The following is an 18594-nucleotide window of genomic DNA, read 5'->3' on the forward strand; positions in this document are numbered from 1 at the left end:
ATTTATAGCTTAATTACACTAAACACCTGCCAACCTCTACCAATAGATATATTTCTGTTCCACACATCTGTAAAACCACCGGCATAAATGGCAAACTTTGGAGAAAATTCATATCCAAAATTTACGGTTGTTTTTATAATATCAAAATCCGCAATAAAATCTGGGTTTACAATAGTACTTTCATCCCCCGAAACACTAAAATCATCTCCTCTAGAAAGTAAAATAGTAGCAGAACCTAATACCAAAAATTTATTAGTAATTCTGTAGGCCTGAGAACCGTATAATTTAAATTGATAAGGACCATTTGCAAAAAAAGTTTTTACTCCAAATTCTAATTGATGATAGTTCTTATTCACATTCATCCATTCAAAATTCCCAGAAATGTTTACACTCAATTCAGTTCCAAATTTATCAAAACCAACATAAGGCCCTTTATCATTATTATACATTGGAATTACCGTATTAAGCCCTCCCATTAAATAATGATATTCTCCTATTTTTTTTAAATGCATTTTTACCCCTACCTCAACATCACCTAATTCATTATTTTCTGAAAAATACGTATCGTTTTGATAAGTACTTTTTACATAAGGCACATTAGCCACAAGACTTAACTTATTGGCAACTATTGGAGCAGCTAAATACAGTTTATAAACATAATTTTCATAAAATCCATTCTCGCTAAAATCAGATTTATTTCCATACTCGTCTCTTCCACTATCTGTATAATAATGACTGATAGATGGAGATAGCAACACTTTTCCCTTACTTTGTAACCAAGGATTTTGAGCATTACACAGACATGCGTTTAGAAATAAAAAGAGAAGAACAATTTTATTTTGCATTTTCTATTTTTTCTTTAGATTCTTTTGATTTTTGGTAGATATATACTAATACTAGTATCACCATAATCAACAATATACTTACAATAAACAATCTATATTTCCCCCAGAAATCATCTAACATATAACTTAAATAATTTTTGTCTTGATTTTCATTCGAAATTCTTAAATCAAAAAAGTAAGATTTATCATTATTTGCTATAATTACATTCCCTGTGTCAGAAATAGTTTGTTCTCTAATATTAGATACCAAAGACAATAATGTACTTTCAGTATAATCATTAGGAACATTAATTAACATAATTGGTGTGTCTTTATGGTAAAACAGTTGATTGAATCCCATATTTTTTTCATATCCAACATTAAAGAAAGGATTGATTTCTTCAGACCTATACTCAACAGCATTGTCTTTAAAACGTATAAAAGGAGATTCACCAAAAAAGTCTGTAAACTTACTGCTGTTAGCACTAATAATTACTTTAGATGTTTTTACATCTTGTTCTATATCTTTTAAGTTGGCATTTTTAATTGGAGGATAAATAAATCCTGATAAACCTGCTTCTCCTGGATTGATGATATCAATTAATTCTGAAACAGTACCAATTAATTTATGATCTGCATTTAAATCTGTATAAATAGTAATCGGTTTAGATTGAAAGTTTTCTGGGAACCTAAAGAATGATAATGATGACGAAAGTTCATATCCTACAGGTTTAAAATATGAGTTTATGATATCTACTTGTCCATAAAATGTAGCTGCTGAAGTTTCGCACAACCCTCCTTTTGGAATAAAGTAAAATTCATATCTAAAATTATTTTCTTGTTGCATGATGATATCATCAAAATCAAACCCAATATTCAGCTCCCCTGTGGTGTTTAACTTATAAGAACTTAAAAAATTATCGTTAAAATATAAGTTAAAATATCCTTGCTCTCCCTCGCTTAACGGTCTGTATTTTCCGTTTATTTTAACCTCCATTCTTTTTACGTTAGACCCAAAATTAGATCTAGGCATAGAAATGTTAGATTGTATATATCCTATTCCTTGTAAAACACTGTTCTGTGCTCCTAACTCTTTAAAATAAATAGGTTCGTAATCTTTTCTTTTAGGAAGGTCTAATAGTTTAGCTTGTTCATTTACAAAAGCATAATCTACATAAGAAGAATTAATCAAGTGTTTTTGTAGTAAAAAATGAGCTGCTTTTCTAAACCCTGTTTTTGTTTTACCTGTTACTACAATGTTTTGTCCGTTGTAAATTTCTGAGTTTATAGAATCTTTATACTGATCTCTATAAACACTAACCAATCCTGCATCTTTATTTGTAAAACTAGGTAAGCTCTTTTTAATTTTATTTTCAAGTTTTTCAAAAGGCATTAAGATTATAGCATTGTTGATAACACTAGTATTAAATTCCTCTATACTCTTAATTTCTAAATCTAAACCATAAACTCTTTTTAAGTAAAATTTAATGTAAGAAGCGTATTGTATTTCTTCTATATCGTTTTTTTCTGATAAAACTATATACTTAGTATCTGGTATTGTAAAACTGATGGTTTTCTTTACAATGGTTTTCTTAGTTGGTAAGATTTTATATGAGAAATAAGAATTCTCTGTAAGTTTAACCCAAAACCCACCTACAGAATAAATTTCACAAATTTCATTACCTATTTTTAAATTGGTTTTGATGGATAACTTAATAAAACCAGAAACAACGTGTTTTTTCTTAATTGGTATTTTAAAATTCACCAATTGATTTTCGTTTTTTAAGAAACGTGTTTCAACAGGAACATCTCCTAACAAAATAGAAATATGACTGCTTTTATAATCAATTACATTAGAACAAATAAATTCTAAATTTATATAACTATTTAAAACATCTACATCCTCATTAACGGGTATATATATGTTTTCCATACCTCTACTTCCATTAATGACAATTTCATCATTATAGTCGTACTCGTTAAAATGCTCCACTATTTGACTTTGCCCTTTAGAATAAATTCCTAAAAAAATCATCAATACAATAAAGTAATGCTTTTTCATCATAATTTTATTTTATTTATAGGTGCTGAATTGAATTTTAAGCTTGTATCCTAATTTTTCTGAAGACACATAACTAAAATAACCATTCATTTTTTCTGTTAATTGTTTTGATATTCTTAATCCTACTTTAACACTATCACTGTGTTTTTTATAATCGTAATTCACAAATTCTACATCTCTAAAATAATTTTCAATTTCAGAGGTTTTTAATCCTTGATTTGTATTTTCTACACTAAAAACAATTCTATCATCTACCTTATTTAATTCAACTTTAATTTCATCATTTGTTTCAGAAAATATGATAGCAAAATTTAAAATGTTATAAATTATTGTGCTAAACATTCTTTCGTTGGCATTGATAAAAAAATCAGTTCCAATTAAATAATCACCCACATGTAATTTTTTCTCTTCAATTTGATTTTTAAACAGCTTTGTTACCTTTAAATAAACATCATATACATTTACTTGATCTTTTAAAAAGCTATTATTTTTAGTATTTAAATTAATCGGCTTAAAGTATATAGCACTTTGATTTCTTAGATTGTGTAGTAAAGAATCTAAGTCCTCAATTTTATGCCTCTCCTCATCAGGAGCATTCTCTTTTACCTCTAATAAAATATTGTCAATCTTATTTAAATCATTACTAATTTGCTGAAACAGAAACTTAAATTCGTTTTCTTTTTTAACAACTTTTTTCTCCAACAAATCATACTTTTCCTCAATGTTTGATAACTCTGTTGTTAAAGTTTTCATTTTTTGTTCGCTTTCCAACCTAAGCTTTATCCTTTCTATAATAATACTTCTTCTAACTTTTGGAAAAAAGAAACTAATAAAGCCTAGCAATAAAAAAACATAACCTCCTTCTCTTAAAATTAGAAAAGGATCTAAAATATATCCTAAATAAAATAATACTATAAATGTGCTGATTATTAAGAGATACTGAATAAAACTATTTATAATTGACCAAACTGCCATGGTATTAAAACCAATAAACAGTGCAATTAACATAGAGGTATACAAAACTCTATTTCCAATTTCGGAGTTAGCAATAGAAGTTAACGCTAAGAAATTAAAACTAAATAATATCAGATGAATTAAAAGATCAGGTGTACCGTATCTTTTCTTAAAAAAGTTATATGTAAAATAAAAAAAGGCGAGTAATATAAATTTTAAAAGTACCAAGTCTAACCAATTCTGACTTAACACAGTAATGTCTAAAACTATTGTAAGTAAGATAACCGCATTTAAGCTCCAAAAAATTGTGTTCCCAATTTTCCAAAACTCTTTTTTTAATTCATTCTTTAATGTTTTATCCAAACTTTTATACTCTTAAATGCTATGTAAAAACAGCAACACTTTTATTAAAACACAATTACAATAACTTAAACTAATGAATTTACAAACTAAAACCAAGTAACATCTTTAATATTTATCGCTAAAAATCGTATAAACATCAATATTTATATCGCTTTTTTAACAAATTCACATCATTTTCATACGTTTAAAAACACTATGTTTTAAGCACTGATTACGAGGAACAAATATATTAAATATTAACATTAATCAAGAAAAAACACTTTATAAATAATTGATTTTACATACTTTTGCAACTGAGTATAATTCAACAACAAATCATGAAAATATTAATAGCCGAAGATGACTCTATAATAAGGGGAGCACTAGATTATACTTTAAAAAAAGACAATCACGAAATAACTGTATGTAAAGATGGTAGTGATGCCATCGATAAAATTAAAATAGACACCCCTGATGTAGTCATTACTGATATTATGATGCCTTTTGTTACAGGTCTAGAACTTATTCAATGGATTAAAGAAAACTACGGCGATAGCATAAAAATTATGGTACTTACTTCTATAGGAGATGAAGATGTGGTGATAGAAGCTTTTTCTTTAGGTGTTGATGACTTTCTTACCAAACCTTTTAATGCCGAAGAACTTTCTATTAGAGTTAAAAGATTCTTACTTTAAAAAAACAAATCAACTCTTTTAAAAACACCCTTATAAACACAGGGTTAATTTTTACTAATACATATCTCCTCCTTAAAATTATTCATATAAATTTGATACAAATGCTAATACATCAAATTTATTATGAAAAAGATCATTCTTATCTTCTTAGTTTCACTGATTGCTTCTTGTAATACAGTAAACAATATTTCAGAAAAAGAAAATTCCAAAACCATTACTAACATTCCTATAGACTCTATGGTTAAAACTGGAGTTTTAAGTAACGGAATGACTTATTACATAAGGCAAAACCCTAAACCTGAGCAAAAAGTTGAATTCCGATTGGTAGTCAAAGCAGGTTCTATTTTAGAAAACGAAAAACAACTAGGACTTGCTCATTTTATGGAGCATATGAATTTTAACGGATCTAAAAACTTTGATAAAAACGAACTAGTAAGCTACCTACAAAGTATTGGAGTAAAATTTGGCGCACACTTAAATGCTTATACCAGTTTTGATGAAACCGTTTATATTTTACCCATCCCAACAGATGATGACGAAAAACTAGAAAAAGGAATTCAAATTATAGAAGATTGGGCTTTTAACGCATCACTAACAAACGAAGAAATAGACAAAGAAAGAGGTGTTGTTTTAGAAGAATACAGACTTGGTCTAGGGGCAGATAAAAGAATGATGAAAGAATATTTGCCAAAATTAATGCACAACTCTCATTATGCAGAACGTTTACCTATTGGAACCAAAGAGGTTTTAGAAAACTTTACTTATGATGATTTAAAGAACTTTTACAAAGATTGGTACAGACCAGATTTAATGGCAGTTATTGCCGTAGGTGATGTAGATGTTCATGTGTTAGAACAAAAAATTAAAACTCATTTTGAAAAATATCCTGCTGTTAAAAAGCCAAAAGAACGTAAACAATATGATGTTCCTAATCACGAAGAAACTTTTGTTGCGATAGAAACAGACCCAGAAGCCTCAAGATCTATCATAAGACTTTATTATAAAGATTTAGAATCCCCAAAACCTATTGTTTCTATAAACGATTACAAAAAATATCTTACCGAAAATCTTTTCAGTCAAATGTTAAATCAAAGGCTACAGGAACTTACAAATCACGAAAATCCTCCTTTTATATATGGGTATAGTGCACATGGTAATACTTGGGCAAAAACCAAACAAGCCTACCAATCTGTAGCTTTAACTAGTGAAACAGGTCAATTACAAGCCTTAAAAGCTTTAGCTACAGAAAACGAAAGAGTTTTACGTTACGGATTTAATGATAGCGAATTAAATAGAGCCAAAGAAGCTTTGTTAAAATCTACAGAAAATGCCTTTCAAGAAAAAGACAAAACAGAATCCAACAGATATGCAGGTGAGTACATCCAGAACTTTTTAGAAGCATCTCCTATTCCTGGAATTCAATGGGAGTTAGAAGCGGTTAAAAACTTACTCCCTAATATCAGTATTGATGATTGTAATAATCTTGTACATAAATATATACACAATAATAATAGAGTAGTTGTGTTAACAGGCCCAGAAAAAGAAGGATTAAACAACATTAACGAAGCAGCTGTTTTAACTATTTTAGAAAATGTAAAACACGAAAAAATTGAGCCGTATAAAGATGTAAGCTTTACTGATGGTTTAATGAAGGAAATGCCTAAAAAAGGAAATATTTCTAATATTTTACAAGACACAATTTTACACACAACAACCCTAACTTTAAACAATGGTGTAAAAGTTACTTACAAAAAAACAAACTTTAAAAACAATCAAATATTGTTTTCGGCCTACAAATATGGAGGAACATCTTTATACAGTGATGAAGAATATTTAAAGACAGATTTAGCTACCAATGCTTTAACAGAATCTAGTTTAAATGGTTATTCTAAAACCGACTTAAATAAATTATTAACCGGTAAGTTGGTTAGCGTAAATCCATATATCAATAAACTAAGTCAAGGATTTAATGGTTCTACCACTCCAGAAGATTTTGAAACATTATTCCAACTAACCAATCTTTTCATCACCAAATTAGATTTTGATCAAAAAGCTTATAATTCGCACAAAAACAAAACTCAAGCTTATTTAAAAAATATTCTTTCAAACCCTTCAACCTATTTCTCAGTTGAGTTCTCAAATTTTCTAAATCAAAATAACAAAAGATATATAGGGTTACCAACTGATAAAGACTGGGAAAACACAGATTTTAAATTGGCTTATGAAAAATATAATCAACTTTTTTCTAATGCAAACGGATTCCATTTTTACTTTGTTGGAAGTTTTGATGAAAATAAATTAAAAGAATACGCAGAAACATACCTTGCTAGTTTACCAGCAACCGACACTGTAGAAACCTACAAAAATGTTGAGACTAAACCACTAACAGGAACACTAGAAAAAATAATATCTAAAGGAACTGAACCAAAAAGTTTGGTTAATATAATTTACCAAGGAGTTACCGATGATAATATTAAAGACGCTTATGTTTTAAAAAGTTTAGGAGAATTACTAACCATCAAACTTATTGAAGAATTAAGAGAGTCCGAAGGTGGTGTTTATGGAGTTAGAGCTAGAGGTAGCATGAATAAACTCCCTTTTGCCACTTATAACTTTAGCATTTCTTTTCCATGTGGACCAGAAAATGTAGAAAAATTAAAAGCCAAAACTTTTGAAGAAATTGAAAAAATTAAAAACGATGGTGTATCAGAAAAAGATTTAAATAAAATTAAAGAAACACAATTATTAGAATTAAAAGAAGCGGTTAAAACCAATCGCTACTGGCTAAATCAATTAAAAGATATTGATTACAACCAAAATGACAAAAACGAAATCTTACAAGCTGAGGAGAAAATTAAAAATCTATCAGCACAAGATCTTCAAAAAATTGCTAAAAAATATTTAACTAAAAATAGAATTATTGGAATCTTAAATCCTGAGAAATAAAAAAATCTATTTCCATTTTATCACAAACCCCACATGCTAATGCCTGTGGGTTTGTTATTTATAAAAAGCTCTGTGTTCACTTGAGGCAATCTTTAAAAGATGTTCATAAAAAATATAATTCTCAATTTTTAGTTACAAAAATAGATAATTACGTACTAATCAAGGGTAATATTTAGGAATCAATAACTTAAGTAAGAAACTAATTTTGATAATAGCTTAATTAATAAACTAAATTTAAGAATTATGAAAAAAACATTACTACAAAAAATTATTTTAAGTGCTTTTGTACTACTTACACTAAGTACTGGTAAAATGAATGCACAAGCTAATATTGAATACACCTTTGATGGAGCTACTTGGGAAGGTTGGACTGCTCAAGCAGGTACAGGTGCTTTTGTATCTACATTTGCTAACAATCCTAATGGAGCATTAGAAATAAGCTGGACTCCTGGAGCTGAAACTAGAAATATAATTATGTACGGTAATGGTCCAGAAGCCACATTAAACGCTAGTGCATATAAATACATACAAGTTATAATTAGTAATACTTCTAGTCAAATAGATGTTCTGAGAATTAGAGGTAGAGTATCAGAAGGTGCCTTTACAAACTTTATTGATGTTCCTATTACTACCAATGTAGCTGATAGCTTTTCTACTTACAACTTTGAAATCACAAATGGAAGTTTTGATGGTACATTAGATAGATTTCAAATTGTTTTTAGAAGAAGTGATAACGGAGTCATTACAGATGACATGGCTACCATAGAAGTAGACAACATTTTAATTTCTACATCAACTACCTTGTCTACAAAAAACAACAATGTTAGTGATTTTGAGTTTTCAATCTCTCCAAATCCTACTAATGATATCTTAAACATTAATACACAAGAAGATTTAAACAGTATAGAAATTTACGATCTATTAGGTAAAAAAGTTTTAACTGCTAACAAATCTAGCAAACAGATTAATGTTTCAGCTTTAAACAGCTCAATGTATATCATCAAATTAACTTCTAACAATGGTGTTTCAATAAAACGTTTTATTAAAAGTTAATACTCCTAAATAAATAATGATAAAAACCTTCTTTAAAATTTAAAGAAGGTTTTTTTATTACTATCAAATAGACAAATTCTTTTCCTTTTCCTAAAGATTAACCATACTAAAATAAGCACTTATTACCTACCCTCATTAAACAAAAAACCCAATGATAGACATCATTGGGTTTTTATTTTCTTTACAATACACTATTTTTAAATAGCCGTAGAAATACGTTTTTTAACTAAGTAATCTTCTAAAGCCAAGTGAGAACAATCATGTCCAATACCACTATTTTTAAAACCTCCATGTGGTAAATAAATGGCATATTTTACACCGTTTATTTGAATTTCACCAAATTCAAGTTCTTCTGTAAAACGCTCTATTCTCTTATGATTATTAGTAAAAATATAAGATGCTAAACCAAACTCAGTATCGTTAGCCAATTCTAACACCTCATCATCTGTTTCAAAAGTCATAATACCAGCTACAGGTCCAAAAGTTTCTTCTCTAAACAATTTCATTTCTGGTGTTACACCAGAAACAACTGTAGGCTGCATCCAGTTACCACCCTCTGGCAATTCTTTAGGAATTTCTCCTCCATACTCTAAAACAGCACCTTTGTTCACAGCATCATCTATTAATGTAAACATTCTATCTCTAGCAGCTCTAGAAGCCAAAGGCCCCATAAAAACGTCTTCATTTTCTTTAATACCAAATCCAATTTTTAATTCTGAAGCACGCTTAACATATTCTTTTAAAAACTTAGCATAAATATTTTTATGCACAAAAATTCTATTCGCAGCTACACAAATCTGACCTGTGTTGCCATATTTTAAACCAATGGCTAAATCTAAAGCTTTATCTAAATCTGCATCTTCAAAAACTATAAAAGGAGCATTTCCTCCTAATTCCATTCCTAGTTTCTTAATAGATGTTGTACTATCCGCAATAATTTGTTGACCTGTTTGAGTAGAACCAATCATGGTGATTACTGCAGGAATTTTACTTGTTGTCATAGGAGTTGCAACCTCTTCTGTTGAACCCGCTACAATATTCACTACACCAGCAGGAAAATTTATACTATGTAAAATTTCACCCACCATATAAGTTGATAAAGGAGACAACGTAGATGGTTTTATAATTAAAGAACAACCCGAAGCCAATGCAGGACCAATTTTATAACCAACATTTAACAACGGAAAATTCCATGCTAAATAAGCTACAGCAACTCCTGCTGGTTTAGAAATCATTTTATGAGTGTGTGTATTCTCATAATCTGGGATTTGTTCTTCTCTTAAATTTTTCATTGCGTTAGGGTACCATTCTAAAGCCTCGGTTAACCTTTGAATATCTTCTAACGCCCCTCCATAAGTTTTCCCCATTTCATGAACCATCGCAGTTCTTAGCTCATGCTCTTTTAATAAAATGGCATCACGTAATTTTAACATCCATGATGTTCTTTCTTCTAAAGATAATTTAGACCAAAATTTAAAACCTTTTTGAGAAGACAACAATGCTTTTTCTGTGTCTTCTTTTCCTGCTTTTGCAATCTGTGCGATGACTTCTCCTGTTGCAGGACAAATTACATCTTCTCTTTCTCCACTAACCGAATCAACTAATTGACCATCAATATAAAGTTTCTTATACCCGAAGTTTTGAGTCTTCATTTATTTTCTCTTTTTTATATTTTTAAATTACACTATTTATAGTACTAACACAATATTTACGCAATACTTCTTCATCAATATCAATACCCAATCCTGGTCTATTAGGCACATCTAACATTCCATCTTTCATCTCTAATTTAGGAAATGATAAGTGATCTCTTAATCCATTTTCTGTTTGATCGTATTCCATTAAAAACTCTGGCTGATACATTCTCCCAGGAATAGATTCAATATTTGATATAAAATGTAAAGCAACATGTAAACCAATTGATGTTCCCCAAGTATGAGGAATTAAATCGATACCATTAGTACTTGCTAAAGTAGCAATCCTTTTGGCTTCTGTTAACCCTCCACTTGCACAAATATCTGGCTGAAGTATATCTACTGATTTATTTTTGATTAATTCATTAAATCCAAATCTTAAATATTCACATTCTCCCCCAGAAATAGGAATACTTGTTTTTGTTCTTAGCTCGCTATATTGTTCATAAAACTCTGGAGAAATAGGTTCTTCAAACCAAGTAATATCATATTTCTCAATTTTTCTAGACAATTCTACAGCTTCTCTAAAAGTATAAGCATGGTTAGAATCTACCATTAATTGAATATCTGGTCCAATGGCTTCTCTAATTAATTTAACGTTAGCAACATCTTCATTAATTCCTAAACCAACTTTCATTTTCATGGCCTTAAACCCTTGGCGAACATACATTTGTGCTTCTTCTACAAAGCCCTCAGAAAAATTGTTATGATTTGTAAAATACAAACCTGTTGCATAAGGTTTTATCTTTTTTCTATGCGAACCACCTAATAATGTAGATATTGGTAATCCTAATATTTTTCCTTTTAAATCCCAAACAGCAATATCTATAGCACTAACAGAAGCCATATAAACACCTCTCCTTGAAAAATCTAAAGTCTTTCGATACATTTTGTTCCAAATCACTTCATTCTCTAAAGGATTTTCTCCAATAACGGTTGATTCTAATAATTTAATCCCCGCTTCTACCATTGTTGCAGGCCCATAAGCCTCACCCCAACCATACTGTCCGTTTGATGCTGTTATTTTTACAATACATATACAGCGTTCTGAGTACTCCCATTGTGAAAAGAAAAAACTTTTTGATAGCGTATCTTTTAGTACAAAGGTTTCTATTTTTTCAATTGTCATTATATCTTGCATTAAAAATTATAAGTAAGCATATCAAAATGATGATATGCTTACTTTATAACCTGATTATTTATCTATTTTCTTTAGCTACTACTTGGAAATTATCTATATAGAAAGTTTGCCTACCTGTAACACCATCATTTTCATTACCTGGCCCTCCATTTCTAAAATTAAATACCGCATTTCCGGTAATTCCTCCTGCTCCAACATTTATTTCACGCTCAACAGTAAACCATTGTCCAGTACCAGGAGCGTTAAAACTCATGGTTTCAATATCTGGAGTAGATCCAAAAATTCTAGTAAATACTCCTCCCATAGTTGTACCTGGCTCGTAATAAAGGTCAAACTTAAAAGAGTAAACACCTGCTGGGATTTCAGCATTTTGAAACAATACATTACTTAATCCTAAGAAGCTAATTCCAGACTCAAATGGTAGAACAGCATCAAACTTCATAGATGCACTTCCTTCACTTGCTCTATCTGTTGATCTACTTAGATATAAACCTCCACCTGGATTTGTAGCATTTGCTATTTGATTATTTCCTGAGGCATTATTACCCGCTGGAATAAATAATCTGTATCCATCTGCATTTGCCCATAAATCATTGGTAGCAGGATTTTCAAATCCTGGGTTAACATTACTCGTTAAATAATTAATAATTAATGGCTCAACCGTTTCATCAGTAAATGCATTTAAAACTCTAGCATCAATAGCTGTTATACCTGTACCGTTATAAGAAAGTTTAATAGTATCAGAGTTTAATACCGCTTCTGACAATTCTAACTCAATCAACGTTTCATCTGTACTACTTACCTGAGCTGAAACAACATTAAAGTTTTGATTAAAAGTTCCATTCACAACGTTTACTGAAAAATCATTTTCTACTCCAGTAAATGGCTCTAAAATTCCATTAACTCTAAAAGCTATTTGTTTAGTACCAGGTGCGCTACTTCCATCATTTACAGCAAAAGCATTACCATTTATAGTAAAAGGTTTTGTAGATGGAATTACTTTAATAATTACTGGAATTGCCTTAGTTTGTTCAGAATATCTTAGTGTATTGTTCCCTAACTTAGCTCTTGAAACAGTTAAGTTAGTTGTATACTCTCCAATTCTATTGTAGGTCACTACTTGTTCTTCTTCTGTACTAGTCTCTGGCTGACCTCCATCAAAATCCCAAACTCTATCACTTGGTCTACCAACAGTTGTTAAGTCTTTAAAAGTTAAGTTAGACCCTGCCTCTATAGTAATTGTTGTAAAATTACTTGTATCATCTGTACTTGGGTGTTGACTTTGAGTCAAAAACACTTCAGTTCCATCTTCTTCATTTTTTACCGAAGCTTCTGCATTTAACCTTTGATATACATCATACTTAAACACGGTAGATAACTCCCATAAACCATCCTCTCCTTGTACTGCATCGTTACCAAGAAAACTTACTTCTTTTTCAAACTTATTTTTTAATGTTACTGTAGTTTCTCCAGCTTTTTGAAAAAGAACATGAACTAGTTTTGTTTGGCTACTTGTTCCTAATTTATTATCAATAAATCTATCTAAATTCACACTATCTTTTCTAGTAAATTCAGAGTTTAAAAAGTTAGCTCCATCTTCAATAACCCAAGTTCTAGACACAACTCCTTGTGAAATATCTGATAAAGAACTAAAATCATCAATAGAAATTGGAATATTATTCGCTATTGAGCTCTCATTAATATTAAATATACTTGGTGTAAATACTAGAGGAGCACTAAAATTTGCTGGCTCGGTATAATCATCAACATTACACCCCACTAAGGCCATAAGTGATAATAAAATAATTAAACTATATTTTTTCATAATCTATTAATTTTCAAATCCATTATTATTAATATCCTCTTCTGCTGGAATTGGTAAGTACCCTGCATTTTTATTATAGTTGGTAGCTACTCCTACAAATTCTTGAAATATTTTTTGACTTTGTTGAGCTTGAGGATCTGCAGGGACTGCTGAGGCATCAATAGTTTGTAAATCACTAAAAAAACCTCCTCCAATACTGGTGTTTGGACCTTTTGCCAAAGCTGGTGTTATAGGTCTTCTTCCCGCTCTAGGAAAGTCTACACCTTGATAATAAACAGTACTTAAATCACTAAATCTTTGTGCTGCAATACCCCATCTTCTTAAATCAATAACACGAATGGCATGACCTTCTGCCGATAACTCTAATGGCTTTTCAACAAACATTAAACGTTCCTTTAAACTTGTTGCATCGTAAGCTACTCCTGGATCATCAATTTTAGAACTTAACTCTAAAGGCACCAATGCCCATCTTTCTCGAATTTTATTAATTTCATTCACCGCATCTTGAAGTTGTCCTTTGTAGATATAACACTCTGCAAGATTTAATAACACCTCAGCAAAACGATTCACAATCACATTTTTTCCAGATTTAATAGAACCTCCAGTAGTTACTGTTTCATTATCTATTCCTAAATCATGATTGGTGTACTTTTTAAATGCAGTAAAAATTCCACCTTGATTTCTTAAACCTCCCCAACTAGCACCATCTACTGCTTTAGAGTTTAAAACATTAGGATAACTGTATACTGGCGTATCTAAATCGTTATTTAAAAACAACATATTAGAGGATCTTAATGATTCACGTCTTGTATTTAAATTTCCATCTCCTGTAGTAATTGTATTAACTGGGTTACTAGAATCTAATGGATCACTTTCATATGCCAGCACCAACCAAGCAGCTGGTTGAATAAAGTCCTGACCTCCAAATTTAAAATGAGCAGATCTTCTTGCTAACCTACTATGTGGACTTGCTTCGTTAAACTCACTTAACTCTATTCCAAAATCTGTTGTATAAGGGATTTCAAATATAGATTCGCTGTTAAAATCTCCAGCAGTGGTAAACATTTTAGAACCAGTAATTGGGTTTACTTCTGTTTCCAACGCATATCCATAATTATCTCTTAAATCCTCATAAATTTTGATAGCTTCATTTATTAAGCTCATGTTTTGCTGACCTCCTTCTGTAGCTTCATACAAATAAGAGTTCGCTAAAATCATTTTTGCTGCTCCTTTGGTTACTCTTCCTAATTCCGTAACTTCATTAGGCATTGGTAAATATGGAATAGCTTCTTCTAAATCTTTTCTAAAAAAAGCAATTACTTCATCAGAACTAGAAACCTCTTTATGTCTCTTATCTATATCTTGCTCATATTTATCTCTGATAATCACATTACCATTGTTAAATACTGAATGTGCGTAGAAATGATAAGTTCCTCTAAAGAAAAGCGCTTGTGCTCTTTGTTGATTCCATCTCTCTAACTGATCTGCATTGGTTAAAGATGGCTTAACAATATCTAAAGCTGCCAATGCTTGATTTGCAGTAAAAATACCACGATACAATGCTCCCCAACGTTGTTCTATTCTAACAGTTGTTGGAGAAACTGTTTTGTAATAAAAATCTAAATGTTCTGGAAAACCTACATCAGGATTTAATCTATTTTTCATAGCACTGATGTCTGTTCTAAAATGGTCTTCTTCAATACTCAACACGTAGTGATTGAATAATGAGTTGTACACCCCATTTAATACTCTATTTGTATCATCTAAATTTGTAATTGATTCTAATAACTCTGGTGTATTAGGATTTGGTTCATCTAAATAGTCTTCACATGAAAAAACTAAAAAAGCCAGTAATATTGCGGATATTAATTTTATATTTTTCATTTTCTTAAAAGTTTAATCTTACACCTAGGTTCATACTTGCTGTGGTTGGAATAATTCCACTATCAATACCTTTTTGTTGGATATTATTTCCTCCAACTTCTGGGTCTAATCCGGTGTATTTTGTAAAAGTTAATATGTTCTGAGCATTAGCATAAATATTAAATCTTGTTACCCCCATGCTTTCTGCAACCTTTTTAGGAAAAGTATATCCTATTACCACGTTTCTTAAACGTAAGAACGAACCATCTTCTATAAAAAAGTCAGAACTACCATTGTAATTATTGTCTCCAGAGTTTCTAGATGTATTTCTAAAAGAAGGAATATTAGTATCTTCATTTACACCTGGTATATACTGATAAACTAAATCTCTATGACGACCTGCTTTAAAAGCACTTGCTCTTGTTGCGTTATATACTTCGTTACCAATAGATGCATACCAGTTAGTTAAGAAAAACCAGTTTTTGTAAGTAGCTTGTAAGTTAAGTCCTAATTCAAAATCTGGAAGACCACTTCCTTTGTACACTCTATCTCCTTCGTCTCTTAAAACACCATTTCCATTAGAATCCACATATTTTAAATCTCCTAACTGTCTTGATTCTCCATACTTTAAATTATAAGCATCTAACTCAGCTTGATCTTTAAAAATACCATCCGTTTCAAAAACTAAGAACGAACCTGCTTCTCTACCTTCTTTTAATCCGATAGCCAAAGCTTGATTATCACCAAACACAGGTCTTGTAGTAAATAATTGAACTCCACTTTCTGATTGAAGGCTAGTAACAACATTTTTGTTTTTAGAAAAAGTTCCTAAAATATTAAACCTAACATTTCCTATAGAAGGTCTGTATCTTAAAGTAGCTTCTATACCTTCATTTGTTAAATTTCCCACATTAAAAACAGCGAATCTACTTCCTGTTAAATCACGATCTGCTTGTACCGATGCACCAAAACTAGGAGTAACTTGCACGTTTGTTAACAAATCATCTTTCTTAGTAGTATAATAATCAGCTGTAAAAATTAATTTATTGTTCCAAAAACTCATATCAATACCAAAATTGTATTGCTTGGTTACCTCCCACTTTAAATTTGGATTTCCAAACTGTTGCTGTATAATTCCAGAATGTTCTGTATCAGATCCATTAGCTGCTTGAAAGTTGGCGTTGTAACCTGTTGCTACTGGACTGTAGATTGAATTTGGAGCAAAACGATCGTTACCGGTAGTACCGTAACTAGCTCTAAACTTAAAGTTGTTAATTGTTTTTCTTAAACCTTCCCAAAAGTTTTCATCTGAAATTGTCCATCCTGCAGATACAGAAGGAAAGAAAGCATATAAATTATCTCGAGAAAATTGGTTAGAGGCATCTACTCTGGCACTTGCACTTAACTGATATTTTCCATCATAATCATATAACACACGACCAACAGTACCAATTCTTTTAATTTTATAATCTGGTTCAACTGTAGAAGGACCTGTAAAGTTCAAAGTAACATCTGATCCTAACTCTTCTCCTATTGTTGCTGTTGATAGATTAACAGGGTCTGCAAAAAGCAACCCTCTTTTAACAGCTCCGATTGATGTAAAATAATCTTGTTCTACATTTACAACTGCCATCGCATTTATTTTATGCTTGTTAAACTTTTGCTGGTAGTTGATTCCTCCGTTCCAGTTAATTAAAACATTACGAGATCTACCTTCGTAAACAAAATTATCATCTTCATCACGTAAATTCACCCCATTATTATCAAACAAAGCAAAAGGAGGTTGAACTTGCTTTTCGTACTCATTAGTAATAACCCCACTAATTAATGTGGTTAATTGTAAATGTTTTGTTAATTGATATTTTAAATTAGAACTAGCTTCAAATCTATCACGACCTACTTGTCTATCTCTAGTAATAGCTTCTAAAATTTGACCATAAGCAGAACTTGCATTAGCATCATCCACTTCACTAGTAAAAGAAGTTGTGTTTTGATCTACTTTATCTAAATACGGTAAAGCTCTTTGTCCAAAAATAAGTAGATTAAAGTTTGGTCTTTCTCTGTCATCAACAGTGAATCCAAATCCATTATTTACAGTCCATTTTCCTTTAGTAATATCTAAGTTTGATCTTAAGTTATAGCGTTTAAACTCAGAGTTAATTACAGTTCCTTCTTGATCAAAAAGTCCCATAACCACACTGTATTTTACATCATCTCCTCCTCCAGAAATTGTAAGATTATATCTGTTGATTGTAGACATGTCATTTTGAGTAAAATCTCTTAAATCATTATCATTAAGCAAACTATATCTATCTGTACTTGCAGGAGAACTTGATCTTGAAGGGTCATTTGCATCAAAGAACAATTGTTGTTCTGTATTCATTAATGGCGTATTACGTCTTATGTATTGTACACCATTAGTAACCTCTAATTCAACTTGAGTATTCCCCTTTTTCCCTTTTTTAGTAGTTACCAAAATAACTCCACCAGCAGCTCTTGTTCCATAAATAGATGCAGAAGCAGCATCTTTTAAAACATCTAGAGTTTCTATTTCATTTGGGTTTAATCTAGGATCACCTGACTGAGGAACACCATCTACTACCCAAAGTGGAGAATTAGAACCTGTTAAAGAAGATATACCTCTAATAGTAATTGCAGATCCTTCACCTGCCTCACCACTACTAGCTGTAACGTTTACCCCAGCAACTTGTCCCTGTAAAGCAGTTCCAATATCACCTGTAATTACATTTTCTATTTCTTCTGCTTTTACTTGAGCAACAGCTCCAGTAATTTCTTTTTTCTTAACAGTTCCATAACCAATAACTACTACCTCGTCTAATTCCGAAACATCTTCTTCTAAAAGCACATCTAATTTAGGTCCTTTTACTTTTAATGACTTTGTTTGAAAACCTATATAGCTAAATGATAAAACATCTCCTACTTTAGATTTAATTGTGTAATTACCGTCAAAATCACTCACTACTCCGGTTGAAGTTCCTTGTATTAAAACAGTAGCTCCAGGAATAGGCATACCACCTTTATCGATAATAACCCCCGTTACTGTTAAATCTTTAGTTTGGGCGAACAAGCTCCCGTGTAAAACCAAAATCAAAATGAGTAAACATTTACTCATAAAGTTTTTAGCAACTAATACTTTTTTTACTTTCATTTTTTTAGCTTTAGTTAGATTATAAT

At 30.7% G+C, this 18594-nt stretch carries 11 protein-coding genes; 3 read left to right on the forward strand and 8 right to left on the reverse strand.

Annotated features, from left to right (window positions below; all coding sequences use genetic code 11):
- Positions 1-2 precede the first annotated feature (2 nt).
- From AXE80_RS10100 to AXE80_RS10110, 3 genes are read right to left on the reverse strand one after another with little or no spacing between them, the layout of a single operon-like run.
- On the reverse strand, positions 3-845 hold the full coding sequence (locus AXE80_RS10100; protein WP_068826908.1) for a hypothetical protein: 843 nt from the start codon (positions 843-845) through the stop codon (positions 3-5).
- Complete coding sequence (locus tag AXE80_RS10105; RefSeq protein ID WP_169816823.1) at positions 835-2886, reverse strand: cellulose biosynthesis cyclic di-GMP-binding regulatory protein BcsB; 2052 nt, start codon at positions 2884-2886, stop codon at positions 835-837. Before AXE80_RS10105 ends, AXE80_RS10100 begins: the two co-directional genes overlap by 11 nt.
- Positions 2887-2898: 12 nt before the next feature.
- Positions 2899-4203, reverse strand: a complete 1305-nt coding sequence (locus tag AXE80_RS10110; protein WP_068826912.1) for an ATP-binding protein — start codon at positions 4201-4203, stop codon at positions 2899-2901.
- Between the two features lie 317 nt (positions 4204-4520).
- Between AXE80_RS10110 and AXE80_RS10115 the strand changes: the two genes are divergently transcribed.
- From AXE80_RS10115 to AXE80_RS10125, 3 genes are all read left to right on the forward strand, one after another.
- Positions 4521-4877, forward strand: a complete 357-nt coding sequence (locus AXE80_RS10115; protein ID WP_068826914.1) for a response regulator transcription factor — start codon at positions 4521-4523, stop codon at positions 4875-4877.
- Positions 4878-5000: 123 nt separating this feature from the next.
- Positions 5001-7823 carry a M16 family metallopeptidase gene (locus tag AXE80_RS10120; RefSeq protein WP_068826916.1) on the forward strand — a complete coding sequence of 941 codons (2823 nt, stop codon included), beginning with the start codon at positions 5001-5003 and terminating at the stop codon, positions 7821-7823.
- A 243-nt stretch (positions 7824-8066) separates the two neighbouring features.
- A complete protein-coding gene (locus AXE80_RS10125; RefSeq protein ID WP_068826918.1) occupies positions 8067-8876 on the forward strand; it encodes a T9SS type A sorting domain-containing protein in 810 nt (269 codons plus the stop codon).
- 197 nt (positions 8877-9073) lie between these two features.
- On the opposite strand, the gene AXE80_RS10130 is transcribed toward AXE80_RS10125, so the two are convergent.
- The 5 genes from AXE80_RS10130 to AXE80_RS10150 all read right to left on the reverse strand — a co-directional run bounded on the left by AXE80_RS10130 (position 9074) and on the right by AXE80_RS10150 (position 18568).
- Complete coding sequence (locus AXE80_RS10130) at positions 9074-10528, reverse strand: NAD-dependent succinate-semialdehyde dehydrogenase (RefSeq protein WP_068826920.1); 1455 nt, start codon at positions 10526-10528, stop codon at positions 9074-9076.
- Positions 10529-10550: 22 nt separating this feature from the next.
- Positions 10551-11699 carry a mandelate racemase/muconate lactonizing enzyme family protein gene (locus AXE80_RS10135; RefSeq protein ID WP_068828845.1) on the reverse strand — a complete coding sequence of 383 codons (1149 nt, stop codon included), beginning with the start codon at positions 11697-11699 and terminating at the stop codon, positions 10551-10553.
- A 70-nt stretch (positions 11700-11769) separates the two neighbouring features.
- Positions 11770-13536 (reverse strand): PKD domain-containing protein, encoded by a 1767-nt coding sequence (locus tag AXE80_RS10140; protein ID WP_068826921.1) that lies wholly within the window; start codon positions 13534-13536, stop codon positions 11770-11772.
- Positions 13537-13542: 6 nt separating this feature from the next.
- Positions 13543-15420, reverse strand: a complete 1878-nt coding sequence (locus AXE80_RS10145; RefSeq protein WP_068826923.1) for a RagB/SusD family nutrient uptake outer membrane protein — start codon at positions 15418-15420, stop codon at positions 13543-13545.
- Between the two features lie 4 nt (positions 15421-15424).
- Positions 15425-18568, reverse strand: a complete 3144-nt coding sequence (locus tag AXE80_RS10150; protein WP_083194644.1) for a SusC/RagA family TonB-linked outer membrane protein — start codon at positions 18566-18568, stop codon at positions 15425-15427.
- Positions 18569-18594 lie beyond the last annotated feature (26 nt).

It is taken from the genome of Wenyingzhuangia fucanilytica, from assembly GCF_001697185.1.
GTDB lineage: Bacteria > Bacteroidota > Bacteroidia > Flavobacteriales > Flavobacteriaceae > Wenyingzhuangia > Wenyingzhuangia fucanilytica.

Coding starts and splice junctions, on each gene's coding strand:
- AXE80_RS10100 (WP_068826908.1), bottom strand. CDS start 845: ATGCAAAATAAAATTGTTCTTCTCTTTTTATTTCTAAACGCATGTCTG.
- AXE80_RS10105 (WP_169816823.1), bottom strand. CDS start 2,886: ATGAAAAAGCATTACTTTATTGTATTGATGATTTTTTTAGGAATTTAT.
- AXE80_RS10115 (WP_068826914.1), top strand. CDS start 4,521: ATGAAAATATTAATAGCCGAAGATGACTCTATAATAAGGGGAGCACTA.
- AXE80_RS10120 (WP_068826916.1), top strand. CDS start 5,001: ATGAAAAAGATCATTCTTATCTTCTTAGTTTCACTGATTGCTTCTTGT.
- AXE80_RS10125 (WP_068826918.1), top strand. CDS start 8,067: ATGAAAAAAACATTACTACAAAAAATTATTTTAAGTGCTTTTGTACTA.
- AXE80_RS10130 (WP_068826920.1), bottom strand. CDS start 10,528: ATGAAGACTCAAAACTTCGGGTATAAGAAACTTTATATTGATGGTCAA.
- AXE80_RS10135 (WP_068828845.1), bottom strand. CDS start 11,699: ATGACAATTGAAAAAATAGAAACCTTTGTACTAAAAGATACGCTATCA.
- AXE80_RS10140 (WP_068826921.1), bottom strand. CDS start 13,536: ATGAAAAAATATAGTTTAATTATTTTATTATCACTTATGGCCTTAGTG.
- AXE80_RS10145 (WP_068826923.1), bottom strand. CDS start 15,420: ATGAAAAATATAAAATTAATATCCGCAATATTACTGGCTTTTTTAGTT.
- AXE80_RS10150 (WP_083194644.1), bottom strand. CDS start 18,568: ATGAAAGTAAAAAAAGTATTAGTTGCTAAAAACTTTATGAGTAAATGT.